Here is a 21,647-nt window from a genome sequence, read left to right as displayed (position 1 = left end):
GGATGAGAGGAGTTTAATGATGGACAAAGGTTTGCAATCAGAGGGGAATATGATTGACGTCCAGCAAATGATTGAGAACAATAAGAAAAAGAAAACGTTCGGTGAGAGAATAGAGAAAATCATCCCGTTTTTCCTTCTTTTGTGTGCAGCAGTAAGTGTTCTCACTACACTGGGAATTTTATTTACTTTATTGAGAGAATCCATTGGGTTTTTCTCTGATGTTTCAATTGTTAATTTCTATACAGGTACAAACTGGTCTCCGTGGTCCGGCGAATATGGTGTTGCTCCGTTAATTGGCGGTACACTCCTTGTTACGCTTATTTCAACACTTGTTGCAGTTCCACTTGGACTAATGGCAGCCATTTTCTTGAGTGAGTATGCGAATGATAAAGTTAGAAGGGTCATCAAACCTATCCTGGAAGTACTGGCTGGTATTCCTACAGTCGTCTACGGATACTTTGCTTTGACGTTCATTACTCCAATGTTTCAATCAATTATTCCTGACCTTGGAATTTTCAACGCCTTAAGTGCAGGGGTTGTAGTAGGGATTATGATTATTCCTATGGTTGCATCTCTGTCTGAAGATGCAATGAACTCTGTACCAAATGCTTTACGTGAAGGTGCTTATGGACTGGGTGCAACGAAATTGGAAGTTGTGTTTAAGGTTGTACTTCCGGCAGCATTATCCGGAATTGTGGCTTCCATCGTGCTGGCCATTTCTCGTGCAATCGGGGAAACGATGATTGTAACGATTGCAGCGGGAGCTACACCAAACCTTACTTTCAACCCGACGGAGTCCATCCAGACGATGACTGCCTTTATTGTACAGGCTGCCACAGGGGATACGACATTCGGATCCACCATCTATTACAGCCTTTATGCAGTAGGAATGACCTTGTTTGTTTTCACTTTGGTCATGAATCTTATTGCCCAGTACATTTCGCGTAAGTTCAGGGAGGAATATTAATGCTTGGACAGAATGAACAGAATATTAAGCAGCGTATGGAAGGCAGGGTAGCCGCAAATAAAATCTCTATGGTTTTATTTGGACTTGCTACAGCTGTCGGCCTGATCGTTCTAGTTCTACTCTTTTACCGTGTATTGACTCAAGGGGTTGGATACCTCAGTTTAGATTATATTTTAAACTTTCCTGCTCCGTACCCGGAGGAAGCAGGAATTTATGCCGGATTGATCGGATCGATTTTCTTAATGATCATTGTAGCTGTATTCTCGATCATCATTGGAGTTTCTACAGCCTTATATCTTGAAGAATACGCACCTAAAAACCGCTTTACAGACTTTATTCGTGTGAACATCCAAAACCTTGCCGGCGTACCATCGATTGTATTTGGACTGTTAGGATTGACTTTCTTTGTCTACATGTTCAACTTTGGTTATACGCTTCTTGCTGGTGGTTTGACAATGGCGCTTCTTATTCTTCCTGTTATCGTTGTCGCATCACAGGAAGCGGTAAGATCTGTCCCCTCTGAAATCAAGGAAGCTTCCTACGGAATGGGTGCCTCCAAGTGGCAGACCATTGCAAGGGTGGTTCTTCCAGCAGCGATTCCTGGAATTTTAACCGGTGCCATTATCGCTTTATCACGGGCTATTGGGGAAACAGCCCCGTTGATTATTGTAGGGGCAGCTACAGCTATTTATACACTGCCGGATTCGCTGCTTGCGAAGTATACCGTGATGCCGATTCAAATTTATAACTGGACGGGCAGACCGCAGGAGGAGTGGCAGTACGTGGCCGGTGCAGGAATCATTATTCTGCTGGCCGTCCTGCTTTTGATGAACTCAATCGCTGTTTTGATCCGGAACAAATATCAGAGACGCTTTTAATTAGGATGAGGAGGGTTTCATTATGAGTAAAGTAATGGAAAAGAAAACAAACGTGAGAAACGAACAGACAAAAAAACCAGAAGTGAAATCAGAGGTTAATAAAGAGAAAGCCAGCAGCATCATTGAAGTCAATGATTTGAATTTATGGTATGGATCGGACCAGGCTCTTTATGAAGTCAGCATGGATATCCCGCAGGAGCGTGTAACAGCCATTATCGGTCCCTCGGGTTGTGGGAAATCCACGTTTCTGAAGACATTGAACCGTATGGTTGAAATGGTGCCGATTGTAAAAACATCCGGCTCCATCAAATATCGTGAACAGGATATCTTCAGCAGCAAATTCAAGCAGGAATACCTTCGCACGAAAGTGGGGATGGTTTTCCAAAAGCCGAACCCATTCCCTAAATCCATCTATGACAACGTTGCGTACGGACCGAGGATTCACGGCGTGAAGAAAAAGGAAATCCTTGATCAGATTGTGGAAAAGAGTCTGAAGGGGGCAGCGATCTGGGATGAGCTGAAAGACCGTCTTCACGAGAATGCGTATGGATTATCCGGTGGTCAGCAGCAGCGTGTGTGTATTGCGCGTGCCCTTGCTGTTGAACCCGATGTCATCCTGATGGATGAGCCGACCTCAGCGCTGGACCCTATTTCCACCGCAAAAGTAGAGGAATTGGTTCAGGAACTTAAAGAAAAATACAGCATTGTGATTGTTACACACAACATGCAGCAGGCAGCCCGTATTTCTGACAAAACGGCTTTCTTCCTTAACGGGGAGCTGATTGAATACGCTGATACCGACAATCTGTTCCAGAACCCTCAGGATAAGCGTACAGAGGATTATATTACAGGACGGTTCGGCTGATCCAGGGAGGGGTATTCGATGTCCATTCGTGCTCATTTTGAGGGAGAACTTGAAAATATAAAAGTACAGATTAAAGATTTAGCTATTGATGCGAAGTATTCCCTCGATACAGCTATCCACCTGCTGTATCAGGGAGATGTCGAAGCGGCGCGGACATTAATTGAAAAGGATGCCGTGATCGATGCTAAAGAGGAAAAGATCAACGATGATGCCATCCTGATGCTGGCGAAGCAGCAGCCCGTCGCCCGGGATTTAAGAAGAATTGTAACGGCTATTAAGATTTCTTCTGACTTGGAGCGGATGGCCGACCACTCTACAAACATTGCCAAAGCCACTATTCATCTCGGCATTAATCACGGGATTCAAATTGACCCTGAGCTGCGTGAAATGGCCATCCTGGCAATGGATATGGTCGATTTGGCTGTTAAAGCCTTTGAATATGAGGATATTTCGCTGGCGAATAAGCTTGCAGAAATGGACGATGTAGTGGACCGGAAGTGCGGAGATGTAGTGAAACAAATGCTTGAATTTACCGCTGTCAATCCCGAACAGGTACAGCACGTCATGCAGATGGCTTATGTAGCAAGGTATATAGAACGCTACGCCGATCATATTACAAACATCGGTGAAAATATCTTTTATCAGGTCAAAGGCAGAACGTATGATTTAAATTAACAGAAAGGGCCTGGATGTGTGCATCCAGGCCCTTTTTTTGAGGCACCTTTTAAAGATGGAAAAAGCGGGCGTGTACGTCCATGCCCGCTTTTAGACTGCTATTTTGATGTAACAGCCTCAGCAATTTCCTGTAAGGTCATCGAGGATGTGACCGTTGCCTGTCCAATTTGAATATACCGGCTGTAGTCCCTCTCTTCCATAAAGGAAGTAAATGCATCGGCATCTTCGATAATCCCTGCATCTACGAGTTTTCCCGCAATTTCAGGTGTAGCAGTTCCTTCAGTGATATCAATGGAATACGTGGTACCCTGGGAACTGGGCGGATCTGACTTTTGAGGTGAAGGGCTTTCTGCGTTTACTGCTGCCCATTCCTCGTTAGAGAGTACACGGTAACCGGACTGCTCCAGCTGGTCCATCATGTCCTGTTCGCTCATAGATTCCTTAATGACTTCCGCCTCAGGGGATTCTGTATTCAAGTAGGTTATTCCTAAAACAGCGGTTGATGTCAGTAATCCTATGGAAAAGGCCTGGATCCATTGCTTCATGACTGCTCTCCCTGTTTTGATCGATCGACCAAGGCGAGAACCTCATCTTCGCTTAAATGCGTCTGCTTTGCTATGTAATGGGCTTTGTACCCCTTTTGATACATTGTAAGCACGGTATCTTCCGTATTCTGCGGTTTGAAAAGCCCGCTTGTTTGTTTTCGGCTCTGCTGATGGACGATTTCCTGTGTTAAATCACCAGCCAGCAATTCTTCTTCGAGAACTTTCATTTTTTTCTTCATTTGATAATCGTTCTGCATCATGGTCAGGTTCAGCTGTTCCATTTGCTGCTCTAACTGTTTGATGCGGTCTTTAGCAAAGAAGGAAAAAATGAAAAAAACAATAGCTGCGCCCGCCAGCGCTGCAACGGCATAAATCATGTGATCACTCCTAATCGAATCCCTGTTTATTTATATCATAGAACTCCGGGCGTGGCTATGGGATTTTCAGCCGCTTTTACTGGAATATTCACTTGAAAGTAGAGAAGGTTTTTGTTATTATGAGTAAGTCTGATAATGTGAATGAGTCAGTGATTCGATTAATTAGGAGGAATGAACATGCGTGTAAATATTACACTTGCCTGCACTGAAACAGGTGACCGCAACTATATTAGCACTAAAAACAAACGTAAAAACCCTGAGCGCATCGAGCTTATGAAATACAGCCCGCGCGTTGGTAAGCATACGCTTCACCGTGAAACGAAGTAAGCAGTAGGATTTATTCCTACTGTTTTTTTTATACCTATCGGAGGTGACTTTTATGGAGAAAACAGCGTACCGTTTTAAAGGAAAGAACATCCTTCATCATATTCCCTTAAGGGAACGCCAGACCATTGAAGCAGCCATGTATCAGAGCTTATTTTCCAGTGATGAATGGAAAAAAGCGAAGATCATAGGAGTGACACTTTCCCAGGAGCACGAGTGGTCCACAGAACCGATTATCCAGGAAGGCTGGAAAGCTGGGAAAACCATCGCGGCTCCCCGGTGCCTGCCAAAGGAAAAACAGCTGGAATTCTATCATCTGGACAACTACGATCAGCTGGAGCGGGTATATTTTGGACTGAGAGAGCCAAAGCGGGATACAAAACGGTTTGTGGAGAAGAATGCGATTGACCTCCTGCTTGTCCCCGGGCTGATGTTTGATGCTAAAGGGTACAGAATTGGTTATGGTGGTGGGTATTACGACCGCTTCATTGAAGGCTTCCAGGGTAAAACAATGATGATTGCTTCAGAAAAGCAGCGGGAGGAGATCCTCCCGGTTGAGGAATACGACCAGCGTGTAGAGTATGTACTCACAGAAAAGGGGATTCACTCCACCTACTCCCTCTAATCCAAACTAAGGGAAAACTGCGGAGAAGCTTGTATAAGGGAAGGGATCAGAACAGAAACTAGGCGTATCCAATCATAAAAGAGGTGGCATAGATGCGTCTGTTTTTTCGATACATCATCATTATCGGGTCTCTGATTACAGCTTTATACAAATATCGTTATCAAGCGTTGGATGTGGTAACCAAGTTCCCTGCGCTGCGCCGGCTGCTTGTGCGGTTTTCCATGAATATCCCTTGGGTGCGGCAGAAATTCCTATCACAGATGTTTCGAGGACACTCTTGAAGCGGTCAGGTTTTCCTGACCGTTTTTTTATATTTACAGTCAGGTAGTGTGAATGGCTGTGCGGGTGGGAAGCGTGGTAATATGAAAGGTGCAGGGAGGGACCGCCATTGTTTATTGAACAGGAATATTACCTCTGGAAGATGGTTGACTATATGGTCCACGTTCATCAATTCCAGGTTCTCCATGTGAATACGAGTCATGGGGAGATATGGCTTGAGAAAAAGGTGAACAGAAAAAATCATGTGCTCCGACTTTCTCACAAACAGCTCAACTGGAGAAATGAGCTCTCCAGGGAATTGGAAACAGGGTACCGGCAGTTGAATCAGAACCGTTCCCTTTTTCGGGGAGGGAAACTGGAATTTCATATGGTATTCGTTTCCGAGCATCCCCCTGTGGATGAGTGGGAAGACACCGTAAAGGAGTATAACGATCGGAAAATTCCTTTACATCTGTATTATATGAGTGATGAAACAAAGGAACAGGCGTTGGAAGATCTTTTTAAACCCTTAGACATCGAGAAGCCTGAGATCCACCGGAGTTTAAGGGAAGAGGATATGGAGGCCTCTCTTCCATCTATGAAACACCAGCTGGTGAAGAAGCAGCGGGAACAAAGAGAAGCGGCTGCTTCCATTTTTGATTATGGCCGTCCGCGATTAACGTATGTTCTGCTCGCTGTAAACATCCTTGTCTTCCTTTACCTTGAAATGGTTGGAAGTACGACATCCATCGAAACGTTGATCTCTTATGGAGCCAAATATAATCCAGCGATTATGGACGGAGAATGGTGGCGGATACTCACTTCCACCTTCCTTCATATCGGCTTTATCCACCTCTTTATGAATATGCTGGCCTTGTATTATTTAGGGTCTGCAGTAGAAAGAATTTACGGCACCTTACGTTTTGCCGTGATCTATTTTGCGGCCGGTTTATTTGGCGGCATGGCAAGCTTTATGATTAATCCTTCGGTCGCTGCCGGTGCCTCGGGTGCTATCTTTGGATTGTTTGGGGCATTGTTGTTTTTCGGCGTGCAGTACAAGCAGCTTTTCCTCCGGACGATGGGGTATAATCTCATAGTCATCATAGGTATTAACATTGCCTTTGGTGTGATGGTTCCGCAGGTGGATAACGGCGCCCATATTGGAGGTCTGATCGGAGGATTTACGGCTTCTGCCATGGTTCATCTGCCTAAACATGCCATGAAAAAGTGGCAGCCTGCAGCCGTCCTGCTTTATGCAGGGGCTATGGCCGCTATGGTGTACTTAGGCATGACAGGCGCATTTAACGGTGAACAATCAAGGATGGTGGTGCAGGAAGTCAGCGAGTTGAACGAACAGGAGTCCTATAGTGACGTCATTCAAATAACCACCCAGGCCCTTGAGGAACCTCAGGGGTATGAGGCGGAGCTGCTTTTCCACCGGTCCTATGCCTACCTGCAGTCCGGGGAGTCAGCAGAAGCAGAAGAGGACCTTGAACAGGTGATCTCCATCGCGCCTGATCTGGCGGAAGCGCACTATAATCTCGCTCTTCTGCTTCAGCAGGATGGAGAATTAGAAAAAGCGGCTGAACGAGCGTCCAAAGCCGCTGAATTGAACCCTGACAATGCGGACTTCCAACAGCTGAATGAAGAACTGGCTCAATAATATTGGATGAGCTGGTGCTTTTTGCCTGTATCATCTTCGTATAGAACAAGTAAATGCTTCCCATCCTTATCAAACAGGATCAGGGGAATATAACTTTGAATCGGGTGCGATGATTTTGTATCGCTGATGCCCAGCACATAATTTTTATAAAGTCCTTCCCACAGCTGTCCTTTGATCCGTTCAGAGTCAGCCTCAGACGTTCCGGGGAAGGGCTTGTCTTTATAATCCGCAAGTTCTGTAAGGGCGACCGCTGTATATTTGTCTCTTGGTACCTGGTAATGGGTCATCAGTTCCTGCCACTGTGCTTCGATCTGCTGTTCAATGGAGTGATCAAGCCTTTGTTTCCATTCTTTTTCTTCCTCTGTTTCCGGTTCCTTAAAGGCGCTCCGGACGGAATGGGGGGAATCAATGACGTACAACTCATCCTTTGAGGTGGCCTGCATACTTTTTATTCCATTTTCACCCTCATGAACCTCCCCGTGGTGAAAGGAAACCGCCTGATACTTTTGACTGTCCTCTCCGTGGAGCGACGTTTCTTTTTTTATAACGTCCGTATTCTCCTTCCACTTCGATACAACCCCCTTCAATCTTCCGTTCACATAAAGGAGGGAGACATCCTGTCTTAAATATACCGGGCTGCTGCTTTTCGACGCTACCTTCCACGACACCTTATATTCGTCTTCATCTTCCTCAGCGTCATACTCCAGAACGGTTTCAAATGACTCGAAAGCTTTCGATTGATCGATAGGGAAATATTTGATGACGGGCTTCTCTCCAGTCTGGGTATATAAAGCCAGGGCTACAGCCAGGGTAAGCGGACCCAGCACCCAGTATATCCATACTTTTTTCATTCGACCCTCTCCTTGGCCTGTCACAATCTTGAATTACTACAGGATATGCCCTTAAAAAGCAGGACATGCCTCTGACCTGGACTTCTCTATGAACCTGCACGCATGAAATCGAAGGGTTTGTAGGAAAATAAACGGTAGCACAGGACATCGTGAGGAGGCAGACGCGTGGATGAAAAGCAGGACCAGCGATTATTTGACAGTTATGAAGAAAATGTAGCCTATATGAGAAAACGTCTCGGAGTAGATGAGAGCTTTGATATGGTCCATCTGGATCTGGTTTATGCGGGCCGGGGCATGTCCCTGTTTTTTATTGATGGTTTTGTAAAGGATGATATTCTTCACTATTTAATGAAGCTCTTGTCCCGGCTTGAACCCGGGCAGCTTGAACCCGACCCTCTGGATCGATTATTGAAAACACACCTTCCTTATGTAGAACTCGGTCAGGAAAAAGACATGAACCAGGCTGCCAATCTCGTACTGGGAGGACCGACAGCCCTTCTCGTAGAAGGGGTCGACGAAATTATTATTATCGATGCCCGGACCTATCCGGTACGTGGGCCGCAGGAACCGGATCTGGAAAGGGTGGTCCGAGGTTCGAGGGACGGTTTTGTAGAAACGATCATTTTCAATACCGCCCTGACGAGAAGGCGTGTGCGTGACCGTTCCTTACGAATGGAGTACCTGCAGGTCGGACGGAGGTCGTTGACGGACGTCTGTATCTGCTACATCAAGGATATCGCCGATACAGATCGAGTGGATCATTTAAAAAGGGTGCTGCAGGAAATCGATACAGATGCGCTTCCTATGGCTGAGAAGACAATTGAAGAATACATCAGCGGTCAGCACTGGAATCCCTACCCGGTCATCCGTTATACGGAAAGGCCGGATACAGCAGCTGCACATCTTTATGAGGGGCACATTCTCGTCATCATTGATGGGTCTCCAAGTGTGATGATCACCCCGGCGACTTTCTGGCATCATATGCAGCATGCGGAGGAATACAGGCAGAAACCATTGGTAGGGGCCTATTTAAGGTGGGTCCGGTATTTTGCGTTTTTTGCATCTATTTTTATCCTGCCTCTGTATTTCTTATTTTCCAAAAACCCCGATCTGCTGCCGGCGTCTCTTTCGTATATTGGTCCGACAGAAGCGGGAGCGATCCCCTTACTCGTGCAGTTCCTGTTTGCTGAGGTTGGCATTGATATGCTGCGGATGGCTGCCATTCACACCCCGTCTTCCCTCGGCACGGCACTGGGGCTTGTGGCTGCCATATTGATCGGACAGGTAGCCGTTGAAGTGGGGCTTTTCTCTAGTGAAGTCGTTCTGTATCTTGCTCTTGCCGCTGTCGGAACGTTTGCGACACCCAGCTATGAGGTCGGGCTGGCTGACCGCCTTTCCAGACTTGCGCTTCTATTGGCTGTAGGGATTTTCGGATTGAAAGGATACGTCATTGGTATTACGTTCTGGCTGATTTATCTGACGCGGATGCAGACATTTAAAACACCGTACCTCTGGCCGTTTATGCCGTTTTCCTGGAAGCCTTTCAGGGACGTTCTGCTTCGTTCTCCGATCCCGTTGAAAAACAGAAGACCGGCTTTTCTTCACCCGAAAGACCCTGACCGATGACGGTCGGGGTTTTTCTGCATTTTCAATCCGCTCAACACTTGCTATAATAGAAACTGGTGATAAAATATGAAAACGATTTATGATGTACAGCAGTTCTTAAAAAAATTTGGAACGATCATATATATTGGTGATCGCACAGCAGATTTAGAAATGATGGAAGACGAAATCCGGGAGCTCTATCAATCACAGTGTATGACAACAGAGGATTATCAGATGGCTGTTTTGCTGCTCCGCAGTGAGATTGCCCGGGAGAGAGACCGGCAGGAGGGGGACCATAAACGATGAGCAGACACGTGTACATAGGTGCTGATATTGGCGGAACAACCATTAAACTTGCTTTCATTAATGAAGATGGTCAAATTATGAAGAAATGGGAAGTCCCGACGAACACAGAAGAAAAGGGGGCGTCGATTCCTTCAGACATTGCTGATGCGGTGGAGCAGGTGCGCGGGGAACTTGGCATCGGGAAGTCTCAAATTATGGGAATTGGAGCAGGAGCCCCTGGTTTTGTGGAGACTTCAACCGGCTATATCCACGAAGCTGTAAATATAGGCTGGAAAGATTTTGATTTTGGAAACATTTTGAGCGGACTCACCGGTTTCGATGTATGGGTCGACAATGATGCCAACCTTGCTGCGCTGGGAGAAAACTGGCTCGGCGCAGGCCGCGGATGCTCGGAACTGATTGCGGTTACGCTTGGAACAGGAGTCGGCGGCGGTGTTATCGCCAATGGCAGTGTGTTGAACGGAGCGAATGGCACGGCGGCAGAGCTTGGCCATGTGACCGTCATTCCTGAAGGTGGGGCCCCCTGCAATTGTGGGAAGACCGGATGTCTGGAGACAGAGGCATCAGCGACTGGAATTGTTAGAAAAGCGAAAGTGGCCGTGGAGGATTACGATGACTCTCTTCTTCATTCCCTTGTTCAATCCGGTGATTTGACAGCCAAAGATGTCTTCCAAGCTGCGGCAGAAGGAGACGAAGCTGCGACCGATGTTCTCCATCAAGTCACTGATGTGCTGGGAATGGCGATTGCCAACATGGCGATTGTCATCAATCCTGAAAAGATTGTTATCGGCGGTGGTGTTGCCAAGGCAGGGGATCAGCTGCTGGACCCTTTAAAAACGGCTTACCGTAAATATGCTCTCTCAAGAACGGCGGAAGCTTCCAGCTTTGAATTTGCTGAGCTTGGTAATGACGCTGGTGTCATCGGTGGAGCCTATTTAGTGAAAAAGAACAAATGAAAATAGCTGGGGCCCTTGTCGGCTCCAGTTTTTTTGTGGACGCTCCCCTTCCATTAGAAAAAATTCTTCCTATCAAACGATAGGTCTATTATCATGGAATAGGCAGATGGACCTTGATGAATTTGGTAAAATCAGGGTAATAAAAAATGAAACTTTTATGATACAATAGACGTCATATATAAAGTGACGGTTTAATATTGATAATAAGTGGAAAATGTAAAGTTAACCAATGGCTGTAGTTAAAGAGTGTAAAGATACGGCCATAGATGTACTAGAGGAGGAACCACCATGCAATTGAGAAATATTCGCATGCCTTTATTTATGATTGCTACGGTTTTGTTTGGTATAAAAACATACATCGTTTATCGATTTATGTTTGATTTATCGATTGAAAACCCGCTGCAGGAATTGATCCTGCTGTTTAATCCGATTGCGAGTGCCTATTTGATATTCGCCATCAGTGTATGGATGAAACCGAAGAATCAGCGGAAATACTTAAGGTGGACCGTGCTGCTCGGTTCTTTTATTTTGTTCGTTAATTTGATTTTTTATCGGAATTTTACAGACTTCATTACGATTCCTGTATTGTTCCAGGGGAATAATGCTGCAGATTTAACGGGGAGCTTTCTTACGCTTCTTCATATTGAAGATGTTTTCATTTTTGCTGATGCCGCCGTGGTCTGGTATTTAAGCAGACAGAAATTTGATTTGACTGTAAAACTTCCTAAACGGGGGAAGATTGCGGCTACAGCTGTTACTTTCCTGCTGCTGGCCGGGAATGTTGTACTAGCTGAGATTGAGCGTCCGATGCTTTTCGTACGTGCTTTTGACCGCGAGTACCTCGTCAAAAACATCGGTATCTTCAATTATCATGTGTACGATGCCACCATGCAGACGAAAACGAGAGCTCAGCGGGTATTTGCCGACGGCAGTGAAATTAGTGAAATCGAAACATACCTTCAGGAAAAATCACCGGATGAAGCCGATAAGGGTTCCGAGTTATACGGGATAGCTGAAAATAAAAATGTGATCTTCGTCAGTGTGGAATCTTTCCAGCACTTTCTATATGATTCAGAAATCAATGGTGTGGAAACCACCCCTTTCCTCAACGATTTAAAGGATAGCAGCGACACGATCACATTCGAAAATTTCTATCACCAGACCGCGCAGGGAAAAACATCTGACTCAGAGTTTATCGTGGAAAATTCCTTGTATCCTCTTGGCAGGGGGGCGGTGTACTTTACCCATGCCGGAAATGAGTACCATGCCCTTCCTGAAATTCTTAATAATGAGGGATACGAAACATCTGTCTTCCACGCGAATAATGGGAGCTTCTGGAACAGGGATGTGATGTACGATAATATTGGCTATGATGAGTTCCATGATGAGCAGTCATTTGAAGTGACACCGGAGAATTCCTTTGGATGGGGTCTTGAAGATAAGGCATTCTTTGAGCAGTCGATAGATTATTTGAAAGAGCAGGAGCAGCCGTTTTACAGCAAGTTCATTACGCTGACCCATCATTTCCCTTTCGAGCTGCCGGAAGAAAAAGCGCATATTGACAAGTATGATTCCAATTCCAACACGTTGAATGCTTACTTCCAGACAGCCAGATATACAGATGAAGCCCTGGAGCAGTTCTTCCAGCAGCTGAAAGATGCTGATCTGTACAAGGATTCTATTATTGTTATGATGGGGGACCACTACGGCATTAGTGACTTTCATAATAAAGCGATGAGTCAGTTCCTTGGGAAGGAAGTGGACCCCTTCGTTCAGACCCAGCTGCAGCGTGTTCCATTCATGGTCCATATCCCGGGTTATGAAAATGGCGGCATTGAGGATAAGGTAGTGGGGCAGATTGATGTGAAACCGACGCTGCTGCACCTGCTGGGAATCGACTCCGATGGTGATATGACCTTTGGGGATAACATGTTCTCTGACAAGGAAAAAGATTTCATCGCCCTCCGGGACGGAAGTTTTGTGACGGAAGATTATGTTTATACCAGCGACACATGCTATGACAGAGCATCGGGAGAACCGCTGGAAGAAGAACAGTCGGAAGCCTGTGAGCCTGTGAAGCAGGAAGTGGACCAGGAGTTGAACTACTCCGATAACATTATTTACGGGGATTTGTTCAGGTTCTACGATTTCAAATGACAGGAAAGCCTGTACAGCGGAGAGCTGTGCAGGCTTTTTTTGTCCTTTGAATAAATATCTGTGCCAAAGGGTAAAGATAGGCAGATACATAAAAAAGGGGGAAGGGCTGTGTTTCGATTTGAACACGTCTATCAGCATCCGCTGGAGGATTTAAATTTCGAGATCGAGAAAAAGGATCAAGTCATTTTATTCGGTCCATCGGGTGCTGGAAAGAGCACTCTGTTATTTTTGTTAAATCGACTGAATGATCCGGAAAGGGGAGAGATCTATTATAAAGATGCGCCCATATCTGATCATCCCGTAACCGAATTAAGAAAAAAAGTGGGCCTGGTTCTGCAGGCCCCCAATCTATTTCCGGGGACCGTTCTGGATAATCTGAAATATGGGCCCAGCCTTTTTGGAGAATGGAAGGAAGAGGACGGCAGGCGGCTTCTCGATTACGTGCAGCTTCCATCCAGTTATTTGGAGAGAGAGGTGGACCAGTTGTCGGGGGGAGAAAAGCAGCGGGTGTCTCTGGCCAGGACACTGGCCAATTCACCGGAAGTTCTCCTTCTGGATGAACCCACAAGTGCGCTTGATTACCGTACCGCTGAAGAAATTGAGGAAGTGCTGGAAGGTCTTATACAGGAACATGATCTGACGATGATCATGGTTACACATAATTTGAATCAGGCCCGCCGGCTTGGAACGCGAGGCCTTTTTGTTGCTGACGGAAAGCTGCAGGAGGATGGAACCATCCCGGAAATGCTGGATCATCCAGAGACGGAACGACTACGCAAATTTTTGGAACAGTAAGGATGTGGTGAAGGTTGGCTCCTGAAATATCAAATCAGTCATTATTATTTTTAGTTATCTTTGTCATTGTACCGCTGGCTTTGTCTTACTTTTATCAGCTTGGTGTCAGTAAAAACGTTTTATGGTCGACATTCAGAGGTACAGTGCAGCTGTTTGCCATCGGCTATATCTTAACCTTTCTCTTCGAACTCCCGGCTTCTTACGGGATTCCCTTCATGTTGTCGGTCATGATCATAATCGCTACGTTCCATGCCAGGCAGCGGGGGAAAGAACTTCCTTATGTCGGGTACGTTTTATTCGCCGGTCTCGTAGCGATCGAAGCGGGGGTGCTTGGGCTGTGGCTTGTCTTTGACATGATTCAGTTCAAGCCTTCGGAAGTCATTCCAATGAGTGGGATGGTCATTGGAAACAGTATGACCGCCATGGGACTGGCTCTTGAGAGAATGAAAAGTGAATTCAAGGAGAATAATGGGCGCCTGCTTGCTGCGTTATCCCTCGGAGCGGAACCGAAGCAGGCGTCGCATTTAATTGTGCAGAAAACTCTCCATGCTTCTTTGATCCCGAACGTCGACCGGCTGAAAACCATCGGTCTCGTCCAGCTTCCGGGTATGATGACAGGACTGATACTCGGGGGTGTATCACCGGTGATGGCGATTAAATATCAGCTGGTCATCTCCCTGAGTATTTTTTCATCTGTGTCGTTGAGCTCGATGTTTATTACACTTGCTATGTACAGATACTTCTTCAACAGGGAAAAACAGCTGCTGCAGTCTGAAGAGGAAATACGCAGTTCCAGATCCCAATAAAAAAACAGGCTCTTCCATGGAAGAGCCTGTTTTCCTATTTAACCGAAGAGATTGTACCAGATCGTCATCACAGAGAACCAGCCAAAAACTAAAGCTGATGCCCCTGCAAATAGGACAGCGAAGAAGTTTTTTGTTTTCAGTTCACGGAAAATTGCAAAGACACAAAGAATTGTAACAAGTAATAGAAGTACAGCTGTTACCAAATTCAGCACCTCCCGGTTCACTTTTCTTTATTATCATCCTAAAACCATGGATGTTATACTATATGTAACGAACGTTGATACTCATATATTTTATAGCATTATAAGGAAAATGTCGAGTTATCTCTCCGTATTTTCTGAAAATCAAAAAGAGGTGGATCCTATGATGAAAATTTCCCGACTTCCCTTAGGACCGGTATCCACAAACGCTTACATTATTCATGAGAATAAAAAAGCGCTGGTTATCGACCCGGGCGGAGATTATAAGAAATTGGAAAGTTATCTGCAGGAAAGGGAATTGGATGTACAAGCAGTTCTTCTCACTCACGCGCATTTTGACCATATCGGTGCTGTTGATGAAGTGAGAGAAGCTTACAGCGCTCCTGTTTACATACACGAGAACGAAGCCGACTGGCTCGGAAATCCCCAGAAAAATGGTTCTCAGCTGTTTGGACTCGGTCAAATAACAGCAGCCCCTGCTGATTATTTCCTTAAGGAAGGGCCGATGGAACTGGAGGGCTTTCCGTTTGAAGTCCGTTTTACTCCAGGGCATTCGCCCGGCAGTGTTTCTTTCGTATTTAGAAATCAAAGGTTTACGATTGCCGGAGACACGCTCTTTCAGCGGGGCATTGGGAGAACAGATCTGCCCGGTGGAAGCCGCGAGGTGCTGGAAAACAGCATCAGAGAGCAGTTGTTTTCGCTTCGTGCGGACATGCGGATTTTCCCCGGGCACGGCCAGCCTACAACAGTCGGGGAAGAGATGGAAGAAAATCCTTTCCTAAGTTAGAAAAAAGCTGTTATCCAATTTATGGATAACAGCTTTTTTTTCTAGTGTCCACCAAACCCCGGTACCAGAATAAACGAACAGTAGTAAGTAAAACCAATCATAAAGACTGTCAGGTATGAGAAAAATATGTACACATACATACGTTCTGACAGCTTAAGATACCCAATAGTAAGGAAAAAAGCCGTTTGAACTAGTGATAATAGAGATGCTTCCACCATATCACCGGTATAAAACATGACAGCAAAAATACCTGTCCAAAAGGCCAGAACTCGAAACATACGATCCATGCTTTTTTCCCCCTCCTTTTCTGTCGTTAAACCATCAACCATATTATATACGACCCTGAAATAATTGTAAATAAAACGGATACATGTTCCTCGGTATTAGTATATGTATAACCGCGGGTTCCTACTCTTAACCGTCAGGATTAGAAAAAAGGGAGTACGAAACGTGCCGGAGGCTGATCTATATGACCACTCGTCCTTTTTGCAGTCGATCTCTTTTTTATCTTTTAGGCTCTGTTATGGCTGGGTGTTGTTATTTAACATGCGAGCTAATATCACCCCTTTCTGTCATGGGATTTGTATGAGGCGGCCTTGGGAATGACTCCCTTTTCGTGGGGGTACCGTGAGCCTCCTCAGGCTGCGCCTTCCGTGGTCTCATCGTTCCCCGCGGAAAGCGGACGGTTTTCCCTGCCATCCCATCCCATCCCTTGAGTAAACAACGGACCGGACCCCTGATTCCAGATGGAAACGATTTAGTAATCGTTTAAAAGATCAACAACAGACTTTAACAGAGCTATCTTTAAAAAATGCTGCCTATTTATGCAGAATAACCATGTATAATTGTGAACTTTTTATGTCATATGGAAAAATGCGTTTAAAATATTGTACAAAGGTTATACAATCAATGTACAATAAAAACAACAACACAGCGAGGAGAGCTGAGCATGGAAGAGTTAAAATTTTATACCTATCCGAGTTGCACGTCCTGCCGCCGAACGAAGTCATGGTTAAACAGTCAGGGAGTTGTATTTAACGAACAGCATCTGTTCCGGGAAACCCCTACAGCCGATGAACTGAAGCAGATTCTCGCTCTTACAACCAATGGAATTGATGAGATATTAGCGAAAAGAAGCAAGGAATTTAAAGCTTTGGATATTAATGTAGAAGACCTTTCCCTCAATGAATTTTTAAATCTTGTGATTGAAAAGCCGAAACTGCTGCGTCGTCCCATTCTCACTAATGGAGATAAACTGGTCGTAGGATATGATCCTGATGGGTTGCGTGGGATTACAGATAAGCGTATGGAATACACAGAAAAAATATCATAAATCGTCTTTATGGTGCACCTGAATGGAGGTGCATTTTTTATTTGTCCGGATATTGATAGGTGACGACATACTTATCTCCCGAATCATGGACAGTTAATATCCAGCTGCATTTCCACAGGAGATCTGACTCTTTCATACAGTCGGCCTCTGCCGTTCCGTTAGCTGTGTGGTAGGTATAAGGGAAGCCTGCTTCGCTTTGTGGTACTTCCGCAAGCTCCGAATCGATATGCTGACGGGCCCTCTCCAATAGGTGTTTTTTCATAATACCGAAGTGATGACTTTGAGTAAGCCGCTGTTGGTTTTCATAGGAAGCAGCCCCCCTGGATATAAGGAGAATGAACACGAGGGTAACCATCAACACCCATGGGAAAACCATGCCGCCATTATTGGTTGTAAGGGATATGAAGGATCTTTTCAAATGACGCACCATTCTTTAAACCCACCTTTACAGAAACGGTATAGTCCTGCTCGGTAAATGACAGGTATTTAACCTGCTGCAGAAGAATCTCGTATCCTCTTCCATTTACTGTACGTTTAACAGAGGAGTCATTTTTGGAGATTTCGATGGTCCGGTCATCCTTGTCTTTAACGACAAGGACATCCCGGCTGAAGGTATAGGCCTTGGATTGGCTGGCCTCCTCATAAAGCACATCAACAAACTGCTCTACAGCAAATCCATCCGAATAGGTATCCCCTCCTTTAATATATGGAAGTATGGGGCTTAGTAAGGCAGTGATGATTGTCAGGATCGTCAAGCTGAGGACAACTTCCGTAAATGTGTAGCCTTTATTCTGGCGGAACATCATAAAGGCAGAACTCATTCTCGCGTTCGTTTGGGTTTTTCCAATAGGCACAGCCTCTTCCACCCCCTTCCTCTGTGAAAATAAGTGTTACTGGAATCTGGTTTTGATAAATTTTTGTATAAGGGTAGGGGCGGTTCTCTTTGAGGTGCAGGTGATATTCATGGTATAAGAGGGAAACGGCTTTTCGTTCTATGGAGAGAGAGGTTCTTCCGTGTTCAAGCGAGATGAGGGCAGGGAAGAGCGTGAGGAGAAGTACCAGCAGGACGCTGAACGCTGTGACGGTCTCCAGAAAAGTAAAGCCGTTATAATTCCTCAATTCTCATCCTGCTCGTCCCAAAAGGAAACGTGATTTTATAGGTTACATCACGTGTGGACAGCCTCATTGTCCCTGCTTTTCTAATGGTGCCCTGCTGGTTAAAGTAAACGACGTGGGGGAGTGTGAGCATTTCAATCTTCCACCCTTCAGGGAGCGTTGTTTTTACGATGGTCTTTCTATGGAGGGAATCGTAAATGGAGTAGTACCCTTGATCGGCATTGAACCGGAGGGAATGGTAGGCATGATCATTCATGGATAAATGTTGGATGAGGAATACATCTTCCTTGAACTGTTCGATCACGTGTGTTTCCATCACACTCTCATAAGTGGATTGGTGGATCGGCGTCAGGCAGAGGATCAGCACAGACCAAGCGAGAAGGACGAGCAGAGTCTCCGATAATGTGAAGCCTTTATTCCCCTGCAGCTTCTACGACCTTCCCGTCTACAATGGTAAGGGATGTCCCATCCGGGCACTCTTTTGTCTTGATGTAATCACCGGATTCCAACTCGTCGATGGTCGGCACGGCGTTGTTTTCTACTTGGTAGGCTTCCAGCTGCGCTTCAACCGTTACTTTTAAGGCATCACATCCCTTATTTCTGATGTTTTCCGTGTTTTGAGACAGGTTGGGGATGGTGATGATCAGCAGGACAGATATGACGAGCAGGACAATCAGCATTTCAATCAGTGTGAAACCTTTTTCATTTTTCCACATAGGTCGATCTCCTTTGTTTAAAGTTGATTCATCCATTGATAAAGCGGGAGCATAATAGCGGCATAGACCATGACAATGACAAGAGCAATGCCGACAAAAAAGACAGGCTGGATCCATTGGATGGATTTTTGGATTTTCTCCTGCATCAGGGTCATGAGAAAATCCGAGAACATATCCAGTTCGTTCTTCAGAGCATGCCTGTCATTGGTATGATGGAATAGATCTGTCAGCTCTTTTCGTAGTAAACGGCATTGGTGCAGAGAGGAAGAAATCGTGCTCCCTTCAGAAAGATCCTGGAGAATGTTTGTACAGTAGAAAGACAGGACATCATCCTGTTTATGCTCCTTTAACAAGACGAGGGCATCCTTCAGGGGCAGCCCGGCCTGGAAGAGGGAGGAGAGGTGGGACGAAAATAGAAAAGAAAGCTTATAGGAATGATACATGCGAAGCGGAGGAAGCTTTTCGATCCACTGCATTCTCTTTTTCAGGGGAAGCCTTGGTATGGACAGAGACAGCCCTGCACCAATAACAAGGACGAATACAACCAGGATTCCCACGATGTTTATGCTGTGATTCAGGAGAAGCATCAAGGTAAGAGGCGAACTTTCATGATCGGCGAACAGAGTGGTGAAGTTGGGGATAATCGTCCGTTTCATGATGATGAACGTAAGAAGGAGGAACAGGAAGAGAAAAACAGGGTAGCGGACAGCGGATAGAAATTTCTCTTTGTATTCCTTTTTCATGAGGAGGAGTTCGCGGCACTGCTTGAACGCTTTTGGCAGGTCATCCTGATACTGGCTGAAGGCAAGGTACTGGGTGACGGTATTGGAAAAACGGGCCTTTTCCAAAGCCAGGCTTATGGTGTCACCTCCTTTCAGTACTTCAATCAATTCGTGGCTGACCGGTTTGAGGCGTGCGTCCCACCCTGTCATGGAAAGGGCTTCAAGCAGGGGGTAGCCTTTTTCAAGAATATGACTGACTCTGTGGAAGAAATCGATCTGGAGTTGTACGGAAAGGACCGGTGTTCGATTAATCGGCCATTTCTTCTTTAGAAATGAAGCCGAGCGCATACGCTTTCCTCCTTAATTGATGAAAAGTATAAATGGAAGCGGGGCGGCCTTTTAGAGCCAGGTGAAGCTGCTCTCCCTCCAGTGTTTCCAGGATAGCTGCCCGTTTAGGGAGGTGTTTTTTTCCATTGATGGAAACCAGCTGTTGAGAGGCGACAGCAACAAGGGTCTGTTCCATTTCCACTTGTTGAATGTTCATTTCCCTCAGTCTGTGAAGCGTTCCCTCAGCATTCTTAGCATGGATGGTACTGATTACGAGGTGGCCGCTTAAGGCGGCACGGAAGGCGAATTGAGCGGTGGCCTTATCACGGATCTCACCAACCATTAACAGATCAGGGTCATGTCTGAGGGCTGCTTTCAATCCTGTATCATACGTAATGCCTGCCCGCTCATTCACCTGAACCTGAATGAGGTTGTTGATGTTTTTTTCAATGGGGTCCTCAAGAGTTATGGCCTGATAGGAGCTCTGCATCGTCAGGGCCTGGAGGAGGGCGTATAAGGTCGTGGTCTTCCCGCTGCCTGTCGGTCCCGTGAATAAAATCATTCCGCTGCGATGATGTAGCCAACGTTTCAATTGTCTTCCCTGGTGGGTGAAAAGAAATAATTGTTCCAATGGGGTGTGATCCATCGGGTTGAGGATGCGGACGGCGAGACTTTCGGAGTCCTGAATGGGTAGGGTGGACAGGCGTAAATCGAAGAAACTGCTGCCTGAGCGGTGTTGGAATGTTCCGTTCTGAGGTCGTTTCTGCTCACCAATGTCCATGCCTGATGTAAACTTGAAGTAGGAGAGTGTTTTTTGGTACAAAGGCATAGGAAGACTGGAGTGGAAAATTCTTTCGCCGTGAATGCGGAAATAAATGGAGCAGGATTCGCGGTAGGGGGAAAAATGGATGTCAGAGGCGGACTGCTGAACGGCGGAGACGACAAGGTCATAGGCATAAGTAGCAATGGATTTCAAAGGGTTATCACCTCATTTATATCGTGTTTAAATAGAAGTATTCGACATAAAGTGAAATAATCCTGCATTGAATTGGAAAGGGGAATGAAAATGATTTATTTGATTGGTTTCATGGGGAGTGGGAAGTCGACAGTAGCATCTAAGCTTGCACAGAAACTCCAATGCTCCTACATAGAAATGGACGAAAGTATTGAAAAGCAGGAAGGACTGACGATTCCGGAAATGTTCACACAGCAAGGTGAAGACTATTTCAGAAAAAAGGAACGGGAATTTCTCCGTAATACGAAGGGGGAGGCCGTAGTTTCCACTGGAGGCGGTGTGATCTTATCCCCGGAAAACCGGGAGATTTTAAGACGGGGAACGGCCGTTTATCTGCATGCTGACTGGGAAACCATTGTCGACCGCTTGAAAAATGATACTTCCCGGCCGTTATGGTCAGGGGATGAAGCAGAGAAGAAGCAGCGTTTTGAAGACCGGCTCCCCCTCTATAAAGAAACGGCTCATCATGTTGTGGTGGTGGACGACAAAGCCCCGGCCGTCATTGCGGAAGAGATTGCGGCACGTCTAAAATCATAAATCCCCGGGCATACTAGTTGTAACTGATGCTTAAAAAGAGGGGATCTTATGAACCAGAATGACTATGTGAAGTTTCTGACTGAGGAAATGGTCAAGTACATGCAGTTGTCCAAAGAAGAAAAGAAACAGCGGAAGCAGGAAAAGCCTTCGCGGAAATCGTCCGTTTACTGGTTTGGGTTGATTCCTCTTGCCATCCGCATGTTTCGAAGAAAACGAAATATTTCCCATCATTAATGAAGCC

Annotated in this window: 29 protein-coding genes; 18 read left to right on the top strand and 11 right to left on the bottom strand. The window is 45.7% G+C overall.

The features are described from left to right. Window positions 1–19 precede the first annotated feature (19 nt). Genes pstC through phoU form a run of 4 tightly spaced genes read left to right on the top strand, consistent with a single transcriptional unit; the run spans window position 20 to window position 3,385 of the window. Window positions 20–967 (top strand): phosphate ABC transporter permease subunit PstC, encoded by a 948-nt coding sequence (pstC, locus tag GLV97_RS05045; protein WP_160836133.1) that lies wholly within the window; start codon window positions 20–22, stop codon window positions 965–967. Continuing rightward, the gene (gene pstA / locus GLV97_RS05040) at window positions 967–1,845 is read left to right on the top strand and encodes a phosphate ABC transporter permease PstA (RefSeq protein WP_160836132.1); all 879 of its coding nucleotides are present in this window, start codon (window positions 967–969) and stop codon (window positions 1,843–1,845) included. The genes pstC and pstA overlap by 1 nt, the downstream gene beginning before the upstream one ends. Window positions 1,846–1,867: 22 nt before the next feature. Further along, complete coding sequence (gene pstB, locus GLV97_RS05035) at window positions 1,868–2,710, top strand: phosphate ABC transporter ATP-binding protein PstB (RefSeq protein WP_224870017.1); 843 nt, start codon at window positions 1,868–1,870, stop codon at window positions 2,708–2,710. A gap of 18 nt (window positions 2,711–2,728) precedes the next feature. Continuing rightward, the gene (phoU, locus tag GLV97_RS05030) at window positions 2,729–3,385 is read left to right on the top strand and encodes a phosphate signaling complex protein PhoU (RefSeq protein ID WP_160889172.1); all 657 of its coding nucleotides are present in this window, start codon (window positions 2,729–2,731) and stop codon (window positions 3,383–3,385) included. A gap of 98 nt (window positions 3,386–3,483) precedes the next feature. On the opposite strand, the gene GLV97_RS05025 is transcribed toward phoU, so the two are convergent. Then, window positions 3,484–3,930, bottom strand: a complete 447-nt coding sequence (locus tag GLV97_RS05025; protein ID WP_160840642.1) for an endolytic transglycosylase MltG — start codon at window positions 3,928–3,930, stop codon at window positions 3,484–3,486. Continuing rightward, window positions 3,927–4,307: a DUF6115 domain-containing protein gene (locus GLV97_RS19765; RefSeq protein WP_202409596.1), complete on the bottom strand. Its 381-nt coding sequence runs from the start codon at window positions 4,305–4,307 to the stop codon at window positions 3,927–3,929. Before GLV97_RS19765 ends, GLV97_RS05025 begins: the two co-directional genes overlap by 4 nt. Window positions 4,308–4,484: 177 nt before the next feature. On the opposite strand from GLV97_RS19765, the gene rpmG reads away from it, so the two are divergent. From rpmG to GLV97_RS05000, 4 genes are all read left to right on the top strand, one after another. Continuing rightward, window positions 4,485–4,634, top strand: coding sequence for a 50S ribosomal protein L33 (gene rpmG / locus GLV97_RS05015; protein ID WP_027955394.1), 150 nt, complete (start codon window positions 4,485–4,487; stop codon window positions 4,632–4,634). Window positions 4,635–4,686: 52 nt separating this feature from the next. Further along, window positions 4,687–5,256: a 5-formyltetrahydrofolate cyclo-ligase gene (locus tag GLV97_RS05010; RefSeq protein WP_160889171.1), complete on the top strand. Its 570-nt coding sequence runs from the start codon at window positions 4,687–4,689 to the stop codon at window positions 5,254–5,256. A 92-nt stretch (window positions 5,257–5,348) separates the two neighbouring features. Next, a complete protein-coding gene (locus GLV97_RS05005) occupies window positions 5,349–5,537 on the top strand; it encodes a hypothetical protein (protein ID WP_160836128.1) in 189 nt (62 codons plus the stop codon). Window positions 5,538–5,644: 107 nt separating this feature from the next. Beyond that, complete coding sequence (locus tag GLV97_RS05000) at window positions 5,645–7,177, top strand: rhomboid family intramembrane serine protease (RefSeq protein WP_160889170.1); 1,533 nt, start codon at window positions 5,645–5,647, stop codon at window positions 7,175–7,177. Here GLV97_RS05000 and GLV97_RS04995 read toward each other — a convergent pair. Further along, window positions 7,171–8,028, bottom strand: coding sequence for a hypothetical protein (locus tag GLV97_RS04995; protein WP_160889169.1), 858 nt, complete (start codon window positions 8,026–8,028; stop codon window positions 7,171–7,173). The two genes, GLV97_RS05000 and GLV97_RS04995, sit on opposite strands and share 7 nt — an antisense overlap. 222 nt (window positions 8,029–8,250) lie before the next feature. On the opposite strand from GLV97_RS04995, the gene GLV97_RS04990 reads away from it, so the two are divergent. The 6 genes from GLV97_RS04990 (at window position 8,251) to GLV97_RS04965 (ending at window position 14,653) form a co-directional block, all read left to right on the top strand. Continuing rightward, window positions 8,251–9,654 (top strand): spore germination protein, encoded by a 1,404-nt coding sequence (locus GLV97_RS04990; protein ID WP_202409671.1) that lies wholly within the window; start codon window positions 8,251–8,253, stop codon window positions 9,652–9,654. Between the two features lie 66 nt (window positions 9,655–9,720). Beyond that, window positions 9,721–9,939 (top strand): YqgQ family protein, encoded by a 219-nt coding sequence (locus GLV97_RS04985; RefSeq protein WP_160840634.1) that lies wholly within the window; start codon window positions 9,721–9,723, stop codon window positions 9,937–9,939. After that, window positions 9,936–10,895, top strand: a complete 960-nt coding sequence (locus GLV97_RS04980; RefSeq protein ID WP_160889168.1) for an ROK family glucokinase — start codon at window positions 9,936–9,938, stop codon at window positions 10,893–10,895. The genes GLV97_RS04985 and GLV97_RS04980 overlap by 4 nt, the downstream gene beginning before the upstream one ends. A gap of 288 nt (window positions 10,896–11,183) precedes the next feature. After that, entirely contained in the window at window positions 11,184–13,052 is a 1,869-nt protein-coding gene (locus GLV97_RS04975; protein ID WP_160840630.1) for an LTA synthase family protein, read from the top strand. Between the two features lie 108 nt (window positions 13,053–13,160). After that, the gene (locus tag GLV97_RS04970; protein ID WP_160840628.1) at window positions 13,161–13,847 is read left to right on the top strand and encodes an ATP-binding cassette domain-containing protein; all 687 of its coding nucleotides are present in this window, start codon (window positions 13,161–13,163) and stop codon (window positions 13,845–13,847) included. Window positions 13,848–13,861: 14 nt separating this feature from the next. Next, complete coding sequence (locus GLV97_RS04965; RefSeq protein WP_160836120.1) at window positions 13,862–14,653, top strand: ABC transporter permease; 792 nt, start codon at window positions 13,862–13,864, stop codon at window positions 14,651–14,653. A gap of 38 nt (window positions 14,654–14,691) precedes the next feature. Here GLV97_RS04965 and GLV97_RS04960 read toward each other — a convergent pair whose 3' ends face one another. Further along, window positions 14,692–14,856 (bottom strand): DUF2759 domain-containing protein, encoded by a 165-nt coding sequence (locus GLV97_RS04960; RefSeq protein WP_160836119.1) that lies wholly within the window; start codon window positions 14,854–14,856, stop codon window positions 14,692–14,694. 163 nt (window positions 14,857–15,019) lie between these two features. On the opposite strand from GLV97_RS04960, the gene GLV97_RS04955 reads away from it, so the two are divergent. Further along, window positions 15,020–15,640, top strand: a complete 621-nt coding sequence (locus GLV97_RS04955) for an MBL fold metallo-hydrolase (RefSeq protein WP_337192717.1) — start codon at window positions 15,020–15,022, stop codon at window positions 15,638–15,640. 41 nt (window positions 15,641–15,681) lie between these two features. Here GLV97_RS04955 and GLV97_RS04950 read toward each other — a convergent pair whose 3' ends face one another. Next, window positions 15,682–15,927, bottom strand: a complete 246-nt coding sequence (locus GLV97_RS04950; RefSeq protein ID WP_027955405.1) for a DUF2626 domain-containing protein — start codon at window positions 15,925–15,927, stop codon at window positions 15,682–15,684. Between the two features lie 662 nt (window positions 15,928–16,589). Between GLV97_RS04950 and GLV97_RS04945 the strand changes: the two genes are divergently transcribed. Next, window positions 16,590–16,973 carry a Spx/MgsR family RNA polymerase-binding regulatory protein gene (locus GLV97_RS04945; RefSeq protein WP_160836117.1) on the top strand — a complete coding sequence of 128 codons (384 nt, stop codon included), beginning with the start codon at window positions 16,590–16,592 and terminating at the stop codon, window positions 16,971–16,973. Between the two features lie 37 nt (window positions 16,974–17,010). Here GLV97_RS04945 and GLV97_RS04940 read toward each other — a convergent pair whose 3' ends face one another. The 6 genes from GLV97_RS04940 to comGA form a co-directional block, all read right to left on the bottom strand. Next, a complete protein-coding gene (locus GLV97_RS04940) occupies window positions 17,011–17,403 on the bottom strand; it encodes a hypothetical protein (RefSeq protein WP_160889167.1) in 393 nt (130 codons plus the stop codon). After that, on the bottom strand, window positions 17,357–17,827 hold the full coding sequence (locus GLV97_RS04935) for a competence type IV pilus minor pilin ComGF (protein WP_160889166.1): 471 nt from the start codon (window positions 17,825–17,827) through the stop codon (window positions 17,357–17,359). The genes GLV97_RS04940 and GLV97_RS04935 overlap by 47 nt, the downstream gene beginning before the upstream one ends. Window positions 17,828–18,078: 251 nt before the next feature. Then, window positions 18,079–18,456, bottom strand: a complete 378-nt coding sequence (locus GLV97_RS04930) for a competence protein ComG (RefSeq protein ID WP_337194079.1) — start codon at window positions 18,454–18,456, stop codon at window positions 18,079–18,081. A gap of 46 nt (window positions 18,457–18,502) precedes the next feature. Further along, window positions 18,503–18,805 carry a competence type IV pilus major pilin ComGC gene (gene comGC / locus GLV97_RS04925; protein WP_160889164.1) on the bottom strand — a complete coding sequence of 101 codons (303 nt, stop codon included), beginning with the start codon at window positions 18,803–18,805 and terminating at the stop codon, window positions 18,503–18,505. Between the two features lie 17 nt (window positions 18,806–18,822). Next, the gene (locus GLV97_RS04920; RefSeq protein WP_160836112.1) at window positions 18,823–19,875 is read right to left on the bottom strand and encodes a type II secretion system F family protein; all 1,053 of its coding nucleotides are present in this window, start codon (window positions 19,873–19,875) and stop codon (window positions 18,823–18,825) included. Beyond that, window positions 19,835–20,830 (bottom strand): competence type IV pilus ATPase ComGA, encoded by a 996-nt coding sequence (gene comGA, locus GLV97_RS04915; protein WP_160889163.1) that lies wholly within the window; start codon window positions 20,828–20,830, stop codon window positions 19,835–19,837. Before comGA ends, GLV97_RS04920 begins: the two co-directional genes overlap by 41 nt. 90 nt (window positions 20,831–20,920) lie before the next feature. Here comGA and GLV97_RS04910 point away from each other — a divergent pair, with 90 nt between their 5' ends. Continuing rightward, window positions 20,921–21,406, top strand: coding sequence for a shikimate kinase (locus GLV97_RS04910; protein ID WP_160889162.1), 486 nt, complete (start codon window positions 20,921–20,923; stop codon window positions 21,404–21,406). Window positions 21,407–21,454: 48 nt separating this feature from the next. Beyond that, window positions 21,455–21,640: a YqzE family protein gene (locus GLV97_RS04905; protein WP_160889161.1), complete on the top strand. Its 186-nt coding sequence runs from the start codon at window positions 21,455–21,457 to the stop codon at window positions 21,638–21,640. Window positions 21,641–21,647: the final 7 nt, after the last annotated feature.

This window comes from Halobacillus litoralis, assembly GCF_009856355.1.
GTDB classification, from domain to species: domain Bacteria; phylum Bacillota; class Bacilli; order Bacillales; family Halobacillaceae; genus Halobacillus; species Halobacillus litoralis_B.
This window is presented reverse-complemented; position numbering and strand designations above follow the sequence as displayed.